The sequence below is a fragment of the Citrobacter sp. FDAARGOS_156 genome, from assembly GCF_001559235.2.
In the GTDB taxonomy this organism is placed as follows: Bacteria; Pseudomonadota; Gammaproteobacteria; order Enterobacterales; family Enterobacteriaceae; genus Citrobacter; species Citrobacter youngae.
Genome location: NZ_CP014030.2, coordinates 2,836,403 through 2,851,874 on the forward strand (window position 1 = coordinate 2,836,403; position 15,472 = coordinate 2,851,874).

Annotated in this window: 18 protein-coding genes and 1 pseudogene; 9 read left to right on the forward strand and 10 right to left on the reverse strand. The window is 50.8% G+C overall.

Features of this window, described 5'->3' with window-relative positions; genetic code table 11:
• Nucleotides 1–10: 10 nt before the first annotated feature.
• Nucleotides 11–1,204: a tryptophan synthase subunit beta gene (trpB, locus tag AL515_RS13855; RefSeq protein WP_003020645.1), complete on the forward strand. Its 1,194-nt coding sequence runs from the start codon at nucleotides 11–13 to the stop codon at nucleotides 1,202–1,204.
• Nucleotides 1,204–2,010: a tryptophan synthase subunit alpha gene (gene trpA, locus AL515_RS13860; RefSeq protein WP_048211489.1), complete on the forward strand. Its 807-nt coding sequence runs from the start codon at nucleotides 1,204–1,206 to the stop codon at nucleotides 2,008–2,010. Before trpB ends, trpA begins: the two co-directional genes overlap by 1 nt.
• A gap of 32 nt (nucleotides 2,011–2,042) precedes the next feature.
• Here the strand turns inward: trpA and AL515_RS13865 are convergent, their stop codons facing one another.
• From AL515_RS13865 to ompW, 3 genes are all read right to left on the reverse strand, one after another.
• The gene (locus tag AL515_RS13865; protein ID WP_061068011.1) at nucleotides 2,043–3,512 is read right to left on the reverse strand and encodes a GGDEF domain-containing protein; all 1,470 of its coding nucleotides are present in this window, start codon (nucleotides 3,510–3,512) and stop codon (nucleotides 2,043–2,045) included.
• Between the two features lie 187 nt (nucleotides 3,513–3,699).
• On the reverse strand, nucleotides 3,700–3,975 hold the full coding sequence (locus AL515_RS13870; protein ID WP_048211488.1) for a hypothetical protein: 276 nt from the start codon (nucleotides 3,973–3,975) through the stop codon (nucleotides 3,700–3,702).
• A gap of 130 nt (nucleotides 3,976–4,105) precedes the next feature.
• Complete coding sequence (ompW, locus tag AL515_RS13875; protein WP_048211487.1) at nucleotides 4,106–4,744, reverse strand: outer membrane protein OmpW; 639 nt, start codon at nucleotides 4,742–4,744, stop codon at nucleotides 4,106–4,108.
• Nucleotides 4,745–5,025: 281 nt separating this feature from the next.
• On the opposite strand from ompW, the pseudogene AL515_RS23840 reads away from it, so the two are divergent.
• From AL515_RS23840 to yciA, 4 genes and pseudogenes are all read left to right on the forward strand, one after another.
• A pseudogene (locus AL515_RS23840) lies at nucleotides 5,026–5,112 on the forward strand (YkgJ family cysteine cluster protein); the annotation flags it as partial.
• Between the two features lie 28 nt (nucleotides 5,113–5,140).
• Nucleotides 5,141–5,884: a YciC family protein gene (locus tag AL515_RS13880; RefSeq protein ID WP_040233207.1), complete on the forward strand. Its 744-nt coding sequence runs from the start codon at nucleotides 5,141–5,143 to the stop codon at nucleotides 5,882–5,884.
• A gap of 56 nt (nucleotides 5,885–5,940) precedes the next feature.
• Nucleotides 5,941–6,480 carry a septation protein A gene (locus tag AL515_RS13885; RefSeq protein ID WP_005126421.1) on the forward strand — a complete coding sequence of 180 codons (540 nt, stop codon included), beginning with the start codon at nucleotides 5,941–5,943 and terminating at the stop codon, nucleotides 6,478–6,480.
• A 165-nt stretch (nucleotides 6,481–6,645) separates the two neighbouring features.
• Nucleotides 6,646–7,047, forward strand: coding sequence for an acyl-CoA thioester hydrolase YciA (yciA, locus tag AL515_RS13890; protein WP_048211486.1), 402 nt, complete (start codon nucleotides 6,646–6,648; stop codon nucleotides 7,045–7,047).
• Between the two features lie 68 nt (nucleotides 7,048–7,115).
• Here the strand turns inward: yciA and tonB are convergent, their stop codons facing one another.
• The gene (tonB, locus tag AL515_RS13895; RefSeq protein WP_048212575.1) at nucleotides 7,116–7,835 is read right to left on the reverse strand and encodes a TonB system transport protein TonB; all 720 of its coding nucleotides are present in this window, start codon (nucleotides 7,833–7,835) and stop codon (nucleotides 7,116–7,118) included.
• A gap of 223 nt (nucleotides 7,836–8,058) precedes the next feature.
• Between tonB and AL515_RS13900 the strand changes: the two genes are divergently transcribed.
• Nucleotides 8,059–8,355, forward strand: a complete 297-nt coding sequence (locus AL515_RS13900) for a YciI family protein (RefSeq protein ID WP_048211485.1) — start codon at nucleotides 8,059–8,061, stop codon at nucleotides 8,353–8,355.
• A gap of 52 nt (nucleotides 8,356–8,407) precedes the next feature.
• Here the strand turns inward: AL515_RS13900 and AL515_RS23510 are convergent, their stop codons facing one another.
• The gene (locus AL515_RS23510; protein ID WP_005126414.1) at nucleotides 8,408–8,581 is read right to left on the reverse strand and encodes a YciY family protein; all 174 of its coding nucleotides are present in this window, start codon (nucleotides 8,579–8,581) and stop codon (nucleotides 8,408–8,410) included.
• A gap of 142 nt (nucleotides 8,582–8,723) precedes the next feature.
• Here AL515_RS23510 and cls point away from each other — a divergent pair, with 142 nt between their 5' ends.
• Nucleotides 8,724–10,184 (forward strand): cardiolipin synthase, encoded by a 1,461-nt coding sequence (gene cls, locus AL515_RS13905; protein WP_048211484.1) that lies wholly within the window; start codon nucleotides 8,724–8,726, stop codon nucleotides 10,182–10,184.
• 34 nt (nucleotides 10,185–10,218) lie between these two features.
• Nucleotides 10,219–10,548, forward strand: coding sequence for an HI1450 family dsDNA-mimic protein (locus AL515_RS13910; protein WP_040233211.1), 330 nt, complete (start codon nucleotides 10,219–10,221; stop codon nucleotides 10,546–10,548).
• Nucleotides 10,549–10,585: 37 nt separating this feature from the next.
• On the opposite strand, the gene AL515_RS13915 is transcribed toward AL515_RS13910, so the two are convergent.
• From AL515_RS13915 to oppB, 5 genes are read right to left on the reverse strand one after another with little or no spacing between them, the layout of a single operon-like run.
• Nucleotides 10,586–11,422: an ion transporter gene (locus tag AL515_RS13915; protein ID WP_048211483.1), complete on the reverse strand. Its 837-nt coding sequence runs from the start codon at nucleotides 11,420–11,422 to the stop codon at nucleotides 10,586–10,588.
• A gap of 47 nt (nucleotides 11,423–11,469) precedes the next feature.
• Nucleotides 11,470–12,474 (reverse strand): murein tripeptide/oligopeptide ABC transporter ATP-binding protein OppF, encoded by a 1,005-nt coding sequence (gene oppF, locus AL515_RS13920; protein ID WP_048211482.1) that lies wholly within the window; start codon nucleotides 12,472–12,474, stop codon nucleotides 11,470–11,472.
• Nucleotides 12,471–13,484: a murein tripeptide/oligopeptide ABC transporter ATP-binding protein OppD gene (gene oppD / locus AL515_RS13925; protein WP_005126407.1), complete on the reverse strand. Its 1,014-nt coding sequence runs from the start codon at nucleotides 13,482–13,484 to the stop codon at nucleotides 12,471–12,473. The genes oppF and oppD overlap by 4 nt, the downstream gene beginning before the upstream one ends.
• A gap of 11 nt (nucleotides 13,485–13,495) precedes the next feature.
• Complete coding sequence (gene oppC, locus AL515_RS13930) at nucleotides 13,496–14,404, reverse strand: oligopeptide ABC transporter permease OppC (protein WP_048211481.1); 909 nt, start codon at nucleotides 14,402–14,404, stop codon at nucleotides 13,496–13,498.
• Nucleotides 14,405–14,418: 14 nt separating this feature from the next.
• Nucleotides 14,419–15,339 carry an oligopeptide ABC transporter permease OppB gene (gene oppB / locus AL515_RS13935; protein WP_005126405.1) on the reverse strand — a complete coding sequence of 307 codons (921 nt, stop codon included), beginning with the start codon at nucleotides 15,337–15,339 and terminating at the stop codon, nucleotides 14,419–14,421.
• Nucleotides 15,340–15,472: the final 133 nt, after the last annotated feature.

Genomic DNA, 15,472 nt, shown 5'->3' on the forward strand with positions numbered 1-15,472 from the left:
GGAAAAGGACATGACAACATTACTCAATCCGTATTTTGGTGAATTTGGCGGTATGTATGTGCCACAGATTCTGATGCCTGCGCTGCGTCAACTGGAAGAAGCGTTCGTCAGTGCACAAAAAGACCCTGAGTTTCAGGCACAGTTTACAGACCTGCTGAAAAACTATGCTGGTCGCCCAACTGCACTGACCAAATGCCAGAACATTACTCAAGGCACCAACACCACGTTGTACCTTAAACGTGAAGATTTGCTGCACGGCGGCGCGCACAAAACCAACCAGGTGCTGGGCCAGGCGTTGCTGGCGAAGCGAATGGGTAAAACCGAGATCATCGCCGAAACCGGCGCGGGTCAGCATGGTGTGGCGTCTGCCCTTGCCAGCGCCTTGCTGGGTTTAAAGTGCCGTATTTATATGGGTGCGAAAGACGTCGAGCGCCAGTCGCCTAACGTTTTCCGTATGCGTCTGATGGGCGCTGAAGTGATCCCGGTTCACAGCGGTTCCGCGACGCTGAAAGATGCCTGTAATGAAGCGTTGCGCGACTGGTCTGGCAGCTATGATACTGCGCACTATATGCTCGGTACGGCGGCAGGTCCGCATCCCTTCCCGACCATTGTACGTGAATTCCAGCGCATGATCGGTGAAGAAACCAAAGCGCAGATCCTCGAAAAAGAGGGTCGCCTGCCGGACGCCGTGATCGCCTGCGTGGGCGGCGGTTCTAACGCCATCGGTATGTTCGCCGACTTTATTAATGAAACCAGCGTCGGTCTGATTGGCGTAGAGCCAGGCGGTCACGGGATTGAGTCTGGGGAACACGGCGCGCCGTTGAAACATGGTCGTGTCGGGATTTACTTCGGCATGAAGTCCCCGATGATGCAAACCGAAGAAGGACAGATTGAAGAGTCTTACTCTATTTCCGCCGGGCTGGACTTCCCGTCAGTCGGGCCACAGCACGCTTATCTGAACAGTATCGGACGTGCTGACTATGTATCGATTACTGATGATGAAGCGCTGGAAGCCTTCAAAACGCTGTGTCTGCATGAGGGGATTATCCCGGCGCTGGAGTCCTCCCATGCCCTGGCGCACGCGTTGAAAATGATGCGTGAAAATCCGGAAAAAGAGCAGTTACTGGTGGTTAATCTCTCCGGTCGCGGCGACAAAGACATTTTCACCGTACACGATATTCTGAAAGCGCGAGGGGAAATCTGATGGAACGTTACGAAAACCTGTTTGCACAGCTGAAGGACCGCAAAGAAGGCGCTTTTGTCCCCTTCGTGACCCTGGGCGATCCCTCTGTTGAACAGTCACTGAAAATCATTGATACGCTGATCGAAGCGGGTGCCGATGCGCTTGAGCTGGGTATTCCGTTCTCCGACCCGCTGGCCGACGGCCCAACCATTCAGGAAGCAACATTACGTGCGTTCGCGGCAGGCGTCACGCCGTCACAATGTTTTGAAATGTTGGCGTTGATTCGGCAAAAACACCCAACCATTCCAATTGGTTTACTGATGTATGCCAACCTGGTGTTCAGCAAGGGTATTGACGAATTTTACGCACAGTGTGAGAAGGTCGGCGTAGATTCGGTATTAGTCGCCGATGTGCCGGTTGAAGAGTCTGCGCCATTCAGAACGGCCGCATTACGTCATAATGTAGCGCCAATTTTCATTTGCCCGCCTAACGCTGACGAAGAACTGCTGCGTCAGATTGCCGCTCATGGCCGCGGTTATACCTATTTATTGTCACGCGCAGGCGTTACGGGTGCCGAAAATCGTGCGGCGTTACCGTTGCATCATCTGGTCGAAAAGCTGAAAGAATTCAATGCCCCGCCTTCTTTACAGGGCTTTGGTATCTCTGCACCGGAACAGGTGACAGGCGCCATTGAAGCAGGTGCTGCGGGGGCTATTTCCGGATCGGCGATTGTCAAAATCATTGAGAAAAATGTTGCAGCACCAGAGCAAATGCTGGCTGAGCTGAAAGCGTTTGTCAGCGCGATGAAAGCCGCCACCCAACAGTAAGCTAATTAAACCGCCAGTGACTTCTGGCGGTTTTACTCCCTGGCCTGCTTCATTTTGTACATGGCAGTATCCGCATTCTGGATTGCCGCATCCAGCTCCCCCTTCACCTCTGCAATCCCCCACGACACTGACAAGGGTATAGTGTTGCCGTCCACCACAAATACATGGCTGGTCACCTGTCCGCTTATACGCTGCGCAATCGCGATAGCATCACTGGCCTGAGAGCGAAACAGCAGGATCATAAATTCATCTCCGCCGGTGCGGATCACAAGATCGTGGCTGGTACGGGTGTTAGACAACATTCTGTTGGCGATAATTTGCAGCGCACGGTCCCCAGCAGCATGCCCCCAGGTATCATTGACGGCCTTGAACTTATTGCAATCCAGTAGCACTACCGAGCAATGTGATAAATCCCTGCGCTTGATGATGTCGAGAATTCGGCGATTAAAGCAGCCGGTCAGCGTATCAATATAAACTTTCAGGTCGCTTTCATTCAGCCATGATTTTAGCGAGAAAGTAATCATGATGAAAAAGAACGGCGCCAGCAGAATAACAATGCCGGCTTGCGTATCGCGCGCCATAAAACGGCCTAATGACAGCGAATAGTGCAGCGCATATTTTTCTGAGAAATTGCGCACCAAATAGCTGGATTGTCCCGCACATTTGCCGGATAAACAAAGGCTCTCTTTGTTGGTTAAATTCACTAACTCCACGTTCAATCCGGGAAGAATTTGATTATCAAACGCCTCGGCCAACGCTTCCTGCAGCTCGGGTTTCGAATGATCATAGACCAGATAGGCAACGATTTGGTCTGATATCTCTTTACCCGACAGATCGTAGATATAGCTCACCACGCTGTAGGCTTTTTCACCGGTAATTTTATCGGTATAGAAGTTTGTTGAACTGAGAGCTTTATTTTTGACATTTTTTTGCAGCAACCGGGTATAGAAATCGACGGGCGGATAGAAAAACTGCGTAATATCCATCGCCATTTCGGAGTCAGAAAAACTGAAATTGCGCGAGTCGGAAGCCATAAACCAGTAAAAATAATCTGAATGGCTGGCGATAATGTAACGATGCGCATCGAAGCTGCCTGGATTTAGCTCATTAACCATTCCACGAATGAACTCCGCCGCAGTATACATACACAGCGCATTATGGCTGGGTTGCTGAGCAATAATCGTCCCTGTCGCGGAATGAACCCGCTTTGGGTCGGCGTTAATTCCCCATTCATCTTTATTTCGCGGAACAAACTGCGCCATAACACCACACTGTTCGCCGGTTTTGATGTGGTAGTAACGCTCGCCAATCGCATCGGCAATTAGTTCATTATCGTTAAAAATGTCCAACATGTGAGCTTGCAGGCGGCTCACGCCTTCACTGGCGGTCGCCATACGCTGTTCATAAATGATAAACAGAAACAGCGAGGTAAATACCAACGTAATGAGCCCGGATACCAGCAGAGCCTGCCTGTTTCGGAGCTTATCCTGCACAATCTTCACGAGTCCACCCCGATAGTTAACAGTATTACCAAACCGGTTACCCGTTTATGTTGTTGCATAACAGCGTTGTATATGGATAAAGATGTTAACCATCCAGAGACTAATGAGTTGAAATAAGAAGCGCACTCGTGCACGAAAGTTACAGACTTATACAATAAAAGCACATTTTTGTTAACACAAATGCAAACTAATCATCACCTTCAATCGGATACCCTGCCCGACGGATGGCCTCACGGCAGTCGCTCACGCCTGCGGCATAGCCCGCTTCAATCTCGCAAACCGGGCTGGCGCTGCAGTAAGGTAGTGTGATTTGTGTGGCGATGACCTTTTCCAGGGCTTCCACCCTGCTCATGTAATTCAATAATTCGCGCGCAGCATACACGGCAAACTCTGTTGTATCATCGTCTATGGATGCTTCCATAAGGGAAATTTTTTGTTGTAACAGCTGACGGGTCAATATCATCGTCAATACCCTCAAAGCCAGTTTGCTTAAAGAGTAGCATTACATCGAAGGGGAGAAAGTCGGGAAGGGAAAAAGAGAGGAGAAAAAGCTGGCCGCGAAACGACCAGCCTATCAGACTGGAATCATTGACTTAAAAACGATAACCCGCAGAGAACATAAACACCCACGGATCGAGGCGTACGCTGTCACGCTGCTGGACGCCACCCATTTTATAGCTCGCGGTGGTGTCGATATCCATGTACCAGACTGACATGTTAATCAGCCAGTCGCGGTTGATCAGATAGTCCATACCGACCTGTCCTGCTGCACCCCAGGAGTCTTTCAGGCTCAGATCGGATAAACCTGCTTCTTTCCCGTTGTTGTTAAAACCTTCATCGAAGAAAGTCGTGTAGTTCACACCCACGCCAACGTAAGGACGCAGTTTGCTGCTGGAGTCGCCAAAGTACCACTGCGCCATTAACGTCGGCGGTAAATGATGAACGGTGGCAATATCACCGGTTGCCCCGGTGCCTATCTTATGGCGAAACGGCGTGGCTGCCAGTAATTCAACGCCAATATTGTCGGTTGCCATATAGGTGAATGTCAGGCCCAACTGCGTATTGTTGCTGACATCAAAGCCACCCAGGCTTCCCAGCGTACCACCCGCGCCTTCCGTCGGTCTGACGGTAGCCGAGCCTGCTCGAATAAAGAACTCTCCGGCCTCATGCGCAAATGCGTTACCAGAGAGAATAGTTGTTAAAGCCAATGCTGCAACTGTTAATTTTTTCATGTCCGCTCCATCGTTATGGTTATAAAAGCGGAACGAATATACCCACAATGGAGTAATAAGTGATCTAACCTGGATCACATTGAGTTTGATAATTTAACATTTATTGATCCAGATTAAGTTAGAACTTGCATTCAAAATCCTGGTTAAATTAATTCAGATCAATTTTGATATATTTTCACTATGCAAGTACCTTTAGCGACAACACGAAGCGTTGGTTATTTGAACGTGATGCACAGAGAACAAACAACGATGTTGCAAGATGCTGAAGTCCTGGCCAAAAATTACCGGAGCTTTACAAAGATATGCCTTTCCATACATCGTACGATGCTGCCACTGTAGAGTTATCCAGGGTACAATTGCGCGCAAATGAACACCTGCAAAACTCAAGGAGAGTGCATGTCTATCACGGCGAAATCCGTTTACCGTGACACGGGAAACTTTTTCCGTAATCAATTCATTACCATCTTGCTGGTATCGTTATTGTGCGCGTTTATCACAGTGGTGCTAGGGCATGCCTTTTCTCCCAGCGACGCGCAAATCGCGCAACTGAGCGAAGGGGATCAGCTAACCAGCAGTGTGGGCCTGTTCGATCTGGTACAGAATATGACGCCGGAGCAGCAGCAAATTTTGCTACGCGCTTCTGCAGCATCGACGTTTTCAGGGCTGATTGGTAATGCCATCCTTGCAGGAGGCATCATCCTGATGATTCAATTGATTTCGGCGGGTCATCGGGTTAGCGCATTACGCGCCATTGGCGCCAGCGCGCCGGTATTACCTAAATTGTTTATTCTGATTTTTCTGACTACCCTGCTGGTACAGGTCGGTATTATGCTGGTTGTCGTACCTGGTATTCTGTTGGCTATCTTGCTGGCCCTCGCGCCGGTGATGGTCGTGCAGGATAAAATGGGCGTCTTTGCCGCTATGCGCAACAGTATGCGTCTGGCGTGGTCTAATATGCGACTGGTAGCGCCGGCAGTAATCGGTTGGTTACTGGCAAAAACGCTGCTGTTGCTTTTTGCGCCAAGTTTTGCAGTACTAACGCCAAACGTAGGCGCGGTATTGGCGAATACGCTGAGCAATATGATCTCTGCTGTGCTGCTGATCTATTTGTTCCGCCTGTATATGCTGATTCGTCAATAAACCCTGAACGCATGCCGGGTGTGTTACCCAATGCTTTTTGATTACGGACTCGAAGAATGAAGCAGTTTCTTGATTTTTTACCGCTGGTTGTCTTTTTTGCTTTTTATAAGCTTTATGACATCTACGCGGCAACCTCGGCGCTTATTGTCGCAACAGCTGTGGTGTTGATTTACAGTTGGGTTCGCTATCGCAAAGTCGAGAAGATGGCGTTAATCACCTTTGTTCTGGTTGCTGTCTTCGGTGGCCTGACTATTTTCTTCCACAACGATGAATTCATTAAGTGGAAGGTTACGGTGATTTACGGACTGTTTGCCGGTGCACTGCTGGTTAGCCAGTGGGTGATGAAAAAACCGTTGATTCAGCGCATGTTAGGAAAAGAGCTGACGCTGCCGCAGCCGGTATGGTCGAAGCTAAATCTGGCCTGGGCCGTTTTCTTCATCCTGTGTGGACTGGCCAATATCTACATTGCGTTTTGGCTACCACAGAACATTTGGGTCAACTTCAAAGTGTTCGGTTTAACCGCCCTGACCTTATTCTTCACGTTGCTGAGCGGAATCTATATCTACCGCCATCTGCCGCAGGAAGATAAATCGTAATAAGTGTTCGCCAGATCTGCGGATCTGGCGAATTTTTACCCACCCACGCTCTTCGTGGCAGACAAGCTGGCTTACATCCCCTCCGCGCGCTGCATCCCCTCTGTTCTCCGCTCGTAAATTCTAGTAGCATCCCGCCTGTAATCTTTCTCTACAGTCGGTTCTACAATGACAACAACGAATAACACCCCCCAGGGTGAACTGGTTTTACGCACTCTGGCCATGCCTGCCGATACCAATGCTAACGGTGATATTTTTGGCGGCTGGCTGATGTCACAGATGGATATTGGTGGCGCTATTCAGGCCAAAGAGATCGCACATGGCCGCGTGGTGACGGTGCGAGTGGAAGGAATGAGCTTTTTGCGCCCGGTTGCCGTGGGTGATGTGGTCTGTTGCTACGCACGCTGCGTAAAACGCGGGACGACGTCAATCAGCATTAATATTGAAGTCTGGGTGAAGAAAGTCGCTTCGGAACCTATTGGCCAGCGTTACAAAGCCACTGAAGCCCTGTTTATCTACGTCGCTGTAGATAAAGACGGTAAACCTCGTCCGATACCAACACAGGTCTGATAACCGCGTTGACACCGTTATCAGACCTGCTTGCCGGAGAAAGCCTGACGCCGACTCCGGCACGCCAGTTACTCAATCTGCGCCGTACCGTTCAGACGGAATACGATATTCACCACCAGGCCAGATCCCGGTTTGCCCGCTTCGTAACGCCATCTGCGCATCGCATTTTTCACTTCACGCTCAAACATGTTGGCAGGCTGTGCGGAAAGCACTTCAACATTCTCCACACGGCCATCTGATGTCACATCAAACTTGACCTTCACCCGACCTTCAATGCGCAAAGCCTGCGCGCGCGCCGGATACTGTGGCTGATTACGACTTAAGGCGCGTGGCCCAGACGGTGCGCTAACCGCAGGTTTACTGGTTGCCGGCGCGGTGCTGGTCGTTGCCGAACGAGCAGGCGCCGTGTTCTCAAACGGCGATACTGGACGCGACTCAACCGGTTTCACGTCACGTTTGGGCTGCTCTTCAACCTTTTTCACCGGTTTTGGCTTCGGTTTTGGTTTAGGTTTCGGTTTCTCAATCACCACCGGCGCCTCTTTTGGCGGTTCCGGTATCGGTTCAGGTTCCGGTTCAGGCTCAACGACAGGCTGCGGCGGTGGTTGAACTGCCTGAGGTGGCTCAAGATCGGCAGGTGCGACCATCGTGATGGAGATCGGCTGCGCGGGTGCAGGCAGTTCAATAACCTGATGTACCGAGGTATACAGCAGACCCGCCACTACAGCGCCGTGAATGCCGACGGAAAGTAACGTCGGCCAGGGAAAGCGACGAGGTAAATCAAGGGTCATTGCAGTCATAATCGTTTCAGTTATAAAACCAGGCCTCGATTTTAAATGCAAATAGCAATCATATTCAATAAGCCCATGACAGTAAGCCGCATTTAAAACGCAATTTCATGTAAAAAAACCATTATCTTAATATGGCCTTAACAAAGCTATTATCTTTACGTTGCAGTTGCCAGGGCTTTCCAATAACGTAAACGCGACTTTTACCGATCAAGGAGCTCTACCCGTGCTGTATGTTATTTATGCTCAAGATATCGCAGATTCTCTCGAGAAACGTCTTTCCGTGCGCCCTGCTCACCTGGCCCGTCTGCAACTCCTCCATGATGAAGGTCGTCTACTGACGGCGGGCCCCATGCCAGCTGTCGACAGTAACGATCCGGGTGCGGCGGGATTTACCGGATCGACGGTGATTGCGGAATTTGAATCTTTAGAGGCAGCGCAGGCGTGGGCAGATGCCGACCCGTATGTAGCTGCAGGCGTTTATGCGCAAGTTTCGGTCAAACCGTACAAAAAAGTATTTTAAGAAACAGAACGGACAGGAATACATTGGGCACCGCAACGGTGCCCTTTTTGGATCAAATGCTGTAGATCGCAAACAGCAACGAATTTCGTTGATGATTGAGAATGCATTTTCTGATGGAGTGGATACGCATGTTACGGCGCGATTGCCCTTCAAGCCAACGTGCTTTACGGCGGCTAGCCTGACGCAGCATCCGCCAGCGTCCCACTTCCGTTCTACTACGCTTCATGTTAACTACTCTTCCAGTCACAGAGCGGGCATTATACCCCCAGACCGCATGCAGACCAGTGGTTTTCCCGTGTTTTTATTTGCCAGATGACTCCTGATGCGTAAACTCTTAACAATACGCTTTCAAAAGGATTTTTAATTTTATGACAACCTTCTACACCGTGGTGAGTTGGCTGGTCATTCTGGGTTACTGGGTACTCATTGCTGGCGTAACGTTACGCATTCTGATGAAGCGACGCGCAGTACCCTCCGCAATGGCCTGGCTTTTGATCATCTATATACTGCCATTGGTAGGGATCATTGCTTATCTGTCCTTTGGTGAACTCCACCTGGGCAAACGCCGCGCCGAGCGCGCCAGAGCGATGTGGCCATCAACAGCCAAATGGCTGAACGATCTCAAAGCCTGCAAACATATATTCGCGCAAGAAAACAGCAGCGTTGCCTCCTCATTATTTAAGTTATGCGAGCGTCGCCAGGGCATTGCCGGCGTTAAGGGAAATCAGCTGCAGCTGCTCACCAGTTCAGATGACGTGATGCAGGCGTTAATCCGTGATATTCAGCTGGCGCGTCACAACATTGAAATGGTGTTCTACATCTGGCAACCTGGCGGTATGGCCGATCAGGTCGCGGAATCATTAATGGCCGCCGCGAGGCGTGGCATTCACTGTCGCCTGATGCTGGACTCCGCCGGCAGCGTGGCATTCTTCCGCAGTCCGTGGGCGGCGATGATGCGCAACGCGGGTATCGAGGTGGTCGAAGCGCTGAAGGTTAACCTGATGCGTGTATTTTTACGCCGTATGGACCTGCGCCAGCACCGTAAAATGATCATGATCGACAACTACATCGCCTACACCGGTAGCATGAATATGGTCGATCCGCGTTTCTTTAAACAGGATGCCGGTGTCGGACAATGGGTTGATTTAATGGCAAGAATGGAAGGCCCGGTGGCCACCGCTATGGGCATCGTCTACTCATGCGACTGGGAAATTGAAACCGGTAAACGTATTTTACCGCCGCCTCCCGATGTCAACATCATGCCGTTTGAGCAGGCCAGCGGGCACACCATTCACACTATTGCCTCCGGTCCTGGCTTCCCTGAAGACTTGATCCATCAGGCCTTATTGACCGCCGCATATTCTGCTCGTGAATATTTAATCATGACCACCCCCTACTTCGTCCCCAGTGACGATCTGCTGCACGCCATCTGTACGGCAGCGCAGCGTGGTGTAGATGTCAGCATCATTCTTCCACGCAAGAATGACTCGATGCTGGTTGGCTGGGCAAGCCGGGCTTTTTTCACCGAGTTGCTGGCGGCAGGCGTGAAAATCTACCAGTTCGAAGGTGGGTTGTTACATACCAAGAGCGTGCTGGTTGATGGCGAATTGAGTCTGGTCGGTACTGTTAACCTGGATATGCGCAGCCTGTGGCTGAATTTTGAGATAACACTAGTGATTGACGATGCCGGATTCGGCGGTGACCTCGCTGCGGTACAGGATGATTATATTTCGCGTTCCCGCCTGCTAGATGCACGTTTGTGGGTAAAACGACCACTCTGGCAGCGTATCGCTGAGCGACTGTTTTACTTCTTTAGCCCGTTGCTGTAAAACGTGCCCATCAGACAGTAAACAGGTAGTCATTATGGATATGGATTTGAACAACCGCCTGACCGAAGACGAAACGCTCGAGCAGGCTTATGACATTTTTCTCGAACTGGCGGCGGACAATCTCGATCCGGCCGACATCCTTCTGTTCAATTTGCAGTTTGAAGAGCGTGGCGGTGCAGAGTTATTCGACCCTGCACAAGACTGGCAGGAGCACGTTGATTTTGACCTGAATCCTGACTTCTTCGCCGAAGTGGTGATTGGTCTGGCAGACTCAGAAGACGGCGAGATTAACGATATTTTTGCGCGTGTTCTGTTATGTCGCGAAAAAGATCACAAACTCTGCCACATCCTCTGGCGTGAATAATGAAAACAAAAAGCTGCTCTCGCAGCTTTTTTTATTTCTAGTCAGGCAATTTACTTCCGCAACGATTACAAAATTGCGCGCTGTGCTCATGCTGGCTTTGTTGGCACTGTGGACATTTGCGCTGATTTTGCCGGTGCTGAAACGCACTACTCATATGTGTTGTTATCAATCCTGTCGGGATTGCGATAACCGAATAACCAATCAGGATCAGCACTGACGCAACCATGCGGCCAAGCGGTGTATGCGGGGTAATATCACCATAGCCAACAGTTGTAACCGTAACGATTGCCCAATATACCGACGCATTCAGCGTAGTAAAACCATATTTCGGGCCTTCAATCAGGTACATCAGGGCGCCAAAGACAATCATCAGAATGGCAATAAACGAATAAAACAGCATCAACTGATGACGGGCACTTTTAATTGCGCTCCAGAACACACGCAGCGACGGCATAAATCGCAGCAGTTTGAGTATTCGCAGTACACGCAGCACGCGCATCGCTCGCCAGGCGAAAACATAACTCAGACTAATTTCCGGCCATAGCCACATCACATACAGTGGCAGAATTGTCGCGAGATCGATAATTCCCCAGAAGCTAAACACATATTTTGCAGGATTGGCCCAGCAGCACAATCTGAGCAGATATTCGATGGTAAAGACCAGCGTAATAAAGACTTCCAGCCAGACAAAAATATGCCATTCATCATAGGTTAAATGGTATTGCGTCCCGACCCCAGACTCAATGAAGATAACAATCACGCTCAGCAATGCGAACAGTGCGCACATGCCTTCAAAACGGCGCCCCGAGCGCGTGTCTAAATCAAATAATGTACGATAGAGAGTACGGCGAACAGAAGAGACTAAGCCTGACACATTTACCTCACCAAAAAGAAGGGCTGACAGTGTGTCAGCCCTCTCGATTATAGCGGGTCTACTTTTAAGCAGGAAACCGCGTGTCGGAAACTCCCTTCAAGTACAGGACGCGTTTTCGCGCATTCTGGGCCGGCGATCGGACAACGTGTGCGGAACACACACCCCGAAGGCGGATTAATCGGGGAGGGTAACTCACCTTCCAGCAGTTGGATAACCTTGTTCCTCTCCATATCAGGATCGGGAATTGGCACCGCTGACATTAGTGCTTTGGTATAGGGATGCAGCGGATTATGGTACACCTCGTCATAGGTCCCCAACTCCACCGCATGTCCGAGATACATCACCAGCACACGATCGGAAATATGCTTAACCACTGCCAGGTCATGGGCAATGAAGATTAATGATAAGCCCATCTCACGCTGTAATTGCTGCAACAGGTTAACAACCTGCGCCTGAATCGACACATCCAGCGCGGATACAGGCTCATCACAAATTATCAGCTTCGGCTCAAGGATCAACGCGCGAGCAATACCAATACGCTGGCACTGCCCACCGGAAAACTCGTGCGGGTAGCGGTTAATCAGGTTAGGCAGTAACCCCACTTTCATCATCATCGCCTTTACGCGGTCACGGACTTCCTGCCCAGGCAGATTCGGGTGATAAGTCCGCAGCGGTTCGGCGATAATTTCACCGATGGTCATACGTGGGTTTAACGATGCCAGCGGATCCTGGAAAATCATCTGGATGTCACTGCGCACTGCCCGCCACTCATCGGGTTTCATGCCAAGCAAATCTTTGCCGAGCCAGGCGACTTTACCATCAGTCGCTTTTACCAGACCGATAATCGCACGCGCAAACGTCGATTTCCCGCAACCCGATTCCCCCACTACGCCTAATGTTTCGCCCTCATACAGACGTAGGGTCACGCCATCAACGGCTTTCAGCGTTTTCGACGGTTGCCAGAACCACTGTTTACCATCTTTGATGTCGAAATGGACTTTCAGATCGGCAATTTCGAGGAGTACTTTTCGTTGTTCGGTTACCGCATTCATACCAGTTCCTCCACCGGTTTAAAGCAGGCGCGCAGACGGCCTGGACTAAACTCTTCCAGTGGCGGAGCACTGTTACAGATTTCCATGGCATGCGGGCAACGGGGCTGGAACGGGCAGCCTTTCGGTAAACGCAACAGATTCGGCGGATTACCCGGGATAGTCAGCATTTCTTCCCCTTCGGCATCCAGACGCGGGACGGCATTAAGCAGGCCAATCGAATACGGATGAACCGGCTTATAAAAGACATCGCGCGCACTGCCATACTCCATCGTGCGTCCGGCATACATCACCAACACCTTGTCGCAAATACCAGCAACAACACCGAGGTCGTGAGTAATCATGATAATTGCGGTATTGAATTCACTTTTCAGCTCATTTAGCAGCGTCATGATTTGCGCCTGAACCGTGACATCCAGCGCAGTAGTCGGTTCATCGGCTATCAGTAATTTTGGCCTGCACAGCAGCGCCATGGCGATCATGACGCGCTGACGCATCCCGCCGGAGAATTCATGCGGATACATTTTCATTCGCTTACGCGCTTCCGGCATTTTCACCGCATCCAGCATCCTGACTGATTCTTCAAAGGCTTCCGCTTTGCTCATACCTTTATGTAGCATCAGAACTTCCATTAACTGTTCGCCGACCCGCATATACGGATTCAGAGAGGTCATGGGATCCTGGAAGATCATCGAGATTTGCTCGGCGCGTAGCTTGTTCAGCTCACGCTCCGGTAAGTTCAGGATCTCACGACCGTTGAATGTAGCGGAGCCGCCAATCCGGCCATTTGCGGCCAGCAGGCCCATCAAGGCAAATGCAGTCTGCGACTTACCTGAACCAGACTCACCAACAATACCCAGCGTTTCCCCGGCGCGTAGTGAAAAGTTTAAATCGTTTACTGCAGTAACATCACCATCTGGGGTGGCAAACGTCACTCGCAGATCGGTAACGTTTAGCAGTGCGTTAGCCTGTTGTTGCGCGAGCGGCGCGGTTGAGGTCTCAATTACGCTCATGGCGGCACTCCTTAACGGTCTTTCGGGTCGAGGGCATCACGCAGGCCATCGCCAATAAAGTTAAAACAAAATAGCGTCACCACCAGGAACCCTGCCGGAAACAGCAGTAACCATGGTGATACTTCCATCGAGTTGGCACCATCGCTGAGCAGTGCGCCCCAGCTACTTAGCGGCTCTTGTGTGCCAAGTCCCAGGAAGCTCAGGAACGATTCAAACAGGATCATGCTGGGAACCAGCAATGAGGCGTAGACCACCACCACACCGAGTACGTTTGGCACAATGTGGCGCACAACAATACGCACGGTAGACACCCCACCGACCTGGGCTGCTTCAATAAACTCTTTGCGCTTCAGGCTCAGCGTCTGGCCACGAACGATACGCGCCATATCAAGCCAGGACACCATCCCAATCGCCACAAAGATTAACAGGATGTTTTGCCCAAAGAAGGTAACCAACAGAATAACGAAGAACATGAACGGGAAGGAGTTAAGGATTTCCAGCAGACGCATCATCACAGAGTCGATTTTGCCGCCCAGGTAACCCGACAGTGAACCGTACAGCGTGCCCACAATCACCGCCACCAGCGCCGCAGCAATCCCCACCATCAACGAGATCCGTCCACCAATAGCCACCCTCACCAGCAGATCACGGCCAGATGAGTCAGTGCCAAAATAGTGCCCAGACTCCGTATCAGGCGCGCTGGACATCATGCCCCAGTCAGTATCGAAGTAGGTAAACTGCGATAACATGGGTGCCAACGTCACAAACAGCGCAATAATCACCAGTACCACGAGGCTGGCTACTGCCGCTCGGTTATGCATAAAGCGTCGACGAGCGTCCTGCCACAGGCTGCGGCCTTCGACCTCCAGCTTCTCACTGAAATTCTCCAGCGCTTCGCTGTTTTTCTTACTTAACATCATAGCGAGCTCCAGTATCAGTAACGGATTTTCGGGTCGATTACGGCATACAGCACATCGACAATCGCGTTAAACACGATGGTCAGCGCGCCAACCAGAATGGTCAGGCTCAGTACCAGCGAGTAATCGCGGTTTAATGCGCCATTCACGAACAACTGCCCAATCCCTGGTAAACCATAGATAGTTTCAATAACCATCGAACCGGTAATGATGCCGACAAACGCGGGCCCCATATAGGACAACACCGGCAACAGCGCAGGTTTTAACGCATGGCGGAAAATAATCCGTCGCATCGGCAACCCTTTAGCACGCGCGGTCCGAATAAAGTTAGAGTGCAGCACTTCAATCATCGAGCCGCGGGTAATACGCGCAATACTGGCAATATAGGCCAGGGATAGCGCCACCATGGGCAGGATCATAAATTTCAGCGCCCCACCGTTCCAACCGCCACCGGGTAGCCATTTCAGTGTGATCGCAAATATCATGACTAATAAGGGGGCAACGACAAAACTGGGGATCACCACCCCGGTCATCGCCACCCCCATAACCGTATAATCCCAACGCGTGTTTTGCTTCAACGCGGCGATTACGCCCGCACTAACACCGATCACCACCGCCAGAATAAAGGCCGCAGCCCCCAGCTTCGCGGAAACCGGAAAGCTTGACGCGACCAGGTCATTAACGGTGTAGTCTTTATATTTAAAGGATGGTCCAAAATCACCGTGCGCCAGCTGTTTCAGATAGCTAAAGTACTGCGTTGAGATCGGATCATTAAGATGGTATTTCGCTTCAATATTCGCCAGAACTTCTGGCGGTAAGGCGCGCTCTCCGGTGAAAGGACTTCCCGGCGCAAGACGCATCATAAAGAATGAAATCGTAATAAGAATAAATAGTGTCGGAATCGCTTCCAGACAGCGGCGTAATATAAATTTCAACATTGCCCGTACCTTCTGGCGTGTGCCTTTATACCCGTCATACTTCAAGCTGCAGGTGCGTTGGCTTTGCTCGCGCACGCCCGTCACTTACTTAAGTAAGCTCCTGGCGATTCGCTGCGTTGCCGCCTTCCTGCAA

Bases quoted from the DNA above. Each gene is read 5' to 3' on its own strand.
- trpB (WP_003020645.1), top strand. From the start codon at position 11: ATGACAACATTACTCAATCCGTATTTTGGTGAATTTGGCGGTATGTAT.
- trpA (WP_048211489.1), top strand. From the start codon at position 1,204: ATGGAACGTTACGAAAACCTGTTTGCACAGCTGAAGGACCGCAAAGAA.
- AL515_RS13870 (WP_048211488.1), bottom strand. From the start codon at position 3,975: ATGATATTGACCCGTCAGCTGTTACAACAAAAAATTTCCCTTATGGAA.
- ompW (WP_048211487.1), bottom strand. From the start codon at position 4,744: ATGAAAAAATTAACAGTTGCAGCATTGGCTTTAACAACTATTCTCTCT.
- AL515_RS13880 (WP_040233207.1), top strand. From the start codon at position 5,141: ATGTCTATCACGGCGAAATCCGTTTACCGTGACACGGGAAACTTTTTC.
- AL515_RS13885 (WP_005126421.1), top strand. From the start codon at position 5,941: ATGAAGCAGTTTCTTGATTTTTTACCGCTGGTTGTCTTTTTTGCTTTT.
- yciA (WP_048211486.1), top strand. From the start codon at position 6,646: ATGACAACAACGAATAACACCCCCCAGGGTGAACTGGTTTTACGCACT.
- tonB (WP_048212575.1), bottom strand. From the start codon at position 7,835: ATGACCCTTGATTTACCTCGTCGCTTTCCCTGGCCGACGTTACTTTCC.
- AL515_RS23510 (WP_005126414.1), bottom strand. From the start codon at position 8,581: ATGAAGCGTAGTAGAACGGAAGTGGGACGCTGGCGGATGCTGCGTCAG.
- cls (WP_048211484.1), top strand. From the start codon at position 8,724: ATGACAACCTTCTACACCGTGGTGAGTTGGCTGGTCATTCTGGGTTAC.
- AL515_RS13910 (WP_040233211.1), top strand. From the start codon at position 10,219: ATGGATATGGATTTGAACAACCGCCTGACCGAAGACGAAACGCTCGAG.
- oppF (WP_048211482.1), bottom strand. From the start codon at position 12,474: ATGAATGCGGTAACCGAACAACGAAAAGTACTCCTCGAAATTGCCGAT.
- oppD (WP_005126407.1), bottom strand. From the start codon at position 13,484: ATGAGCGTAATTGAGACCTCAACCGCGCCGCTCGCGCAACAACAGGCT.
- oppC (WP_048211481.1), bottom strand. From the start codon at position 14,404: ATGATGTTAAGTAAGAAAAACAGCGAAGCGCTGGAGAATTTCAGTGAG.
- oppB (WP_005126405.1), bottom strand. From the start codon at position 15,339: ATGTTGAAATTTATATTACGCCGCTGTCTGGAAGCGATTCCGACACTA.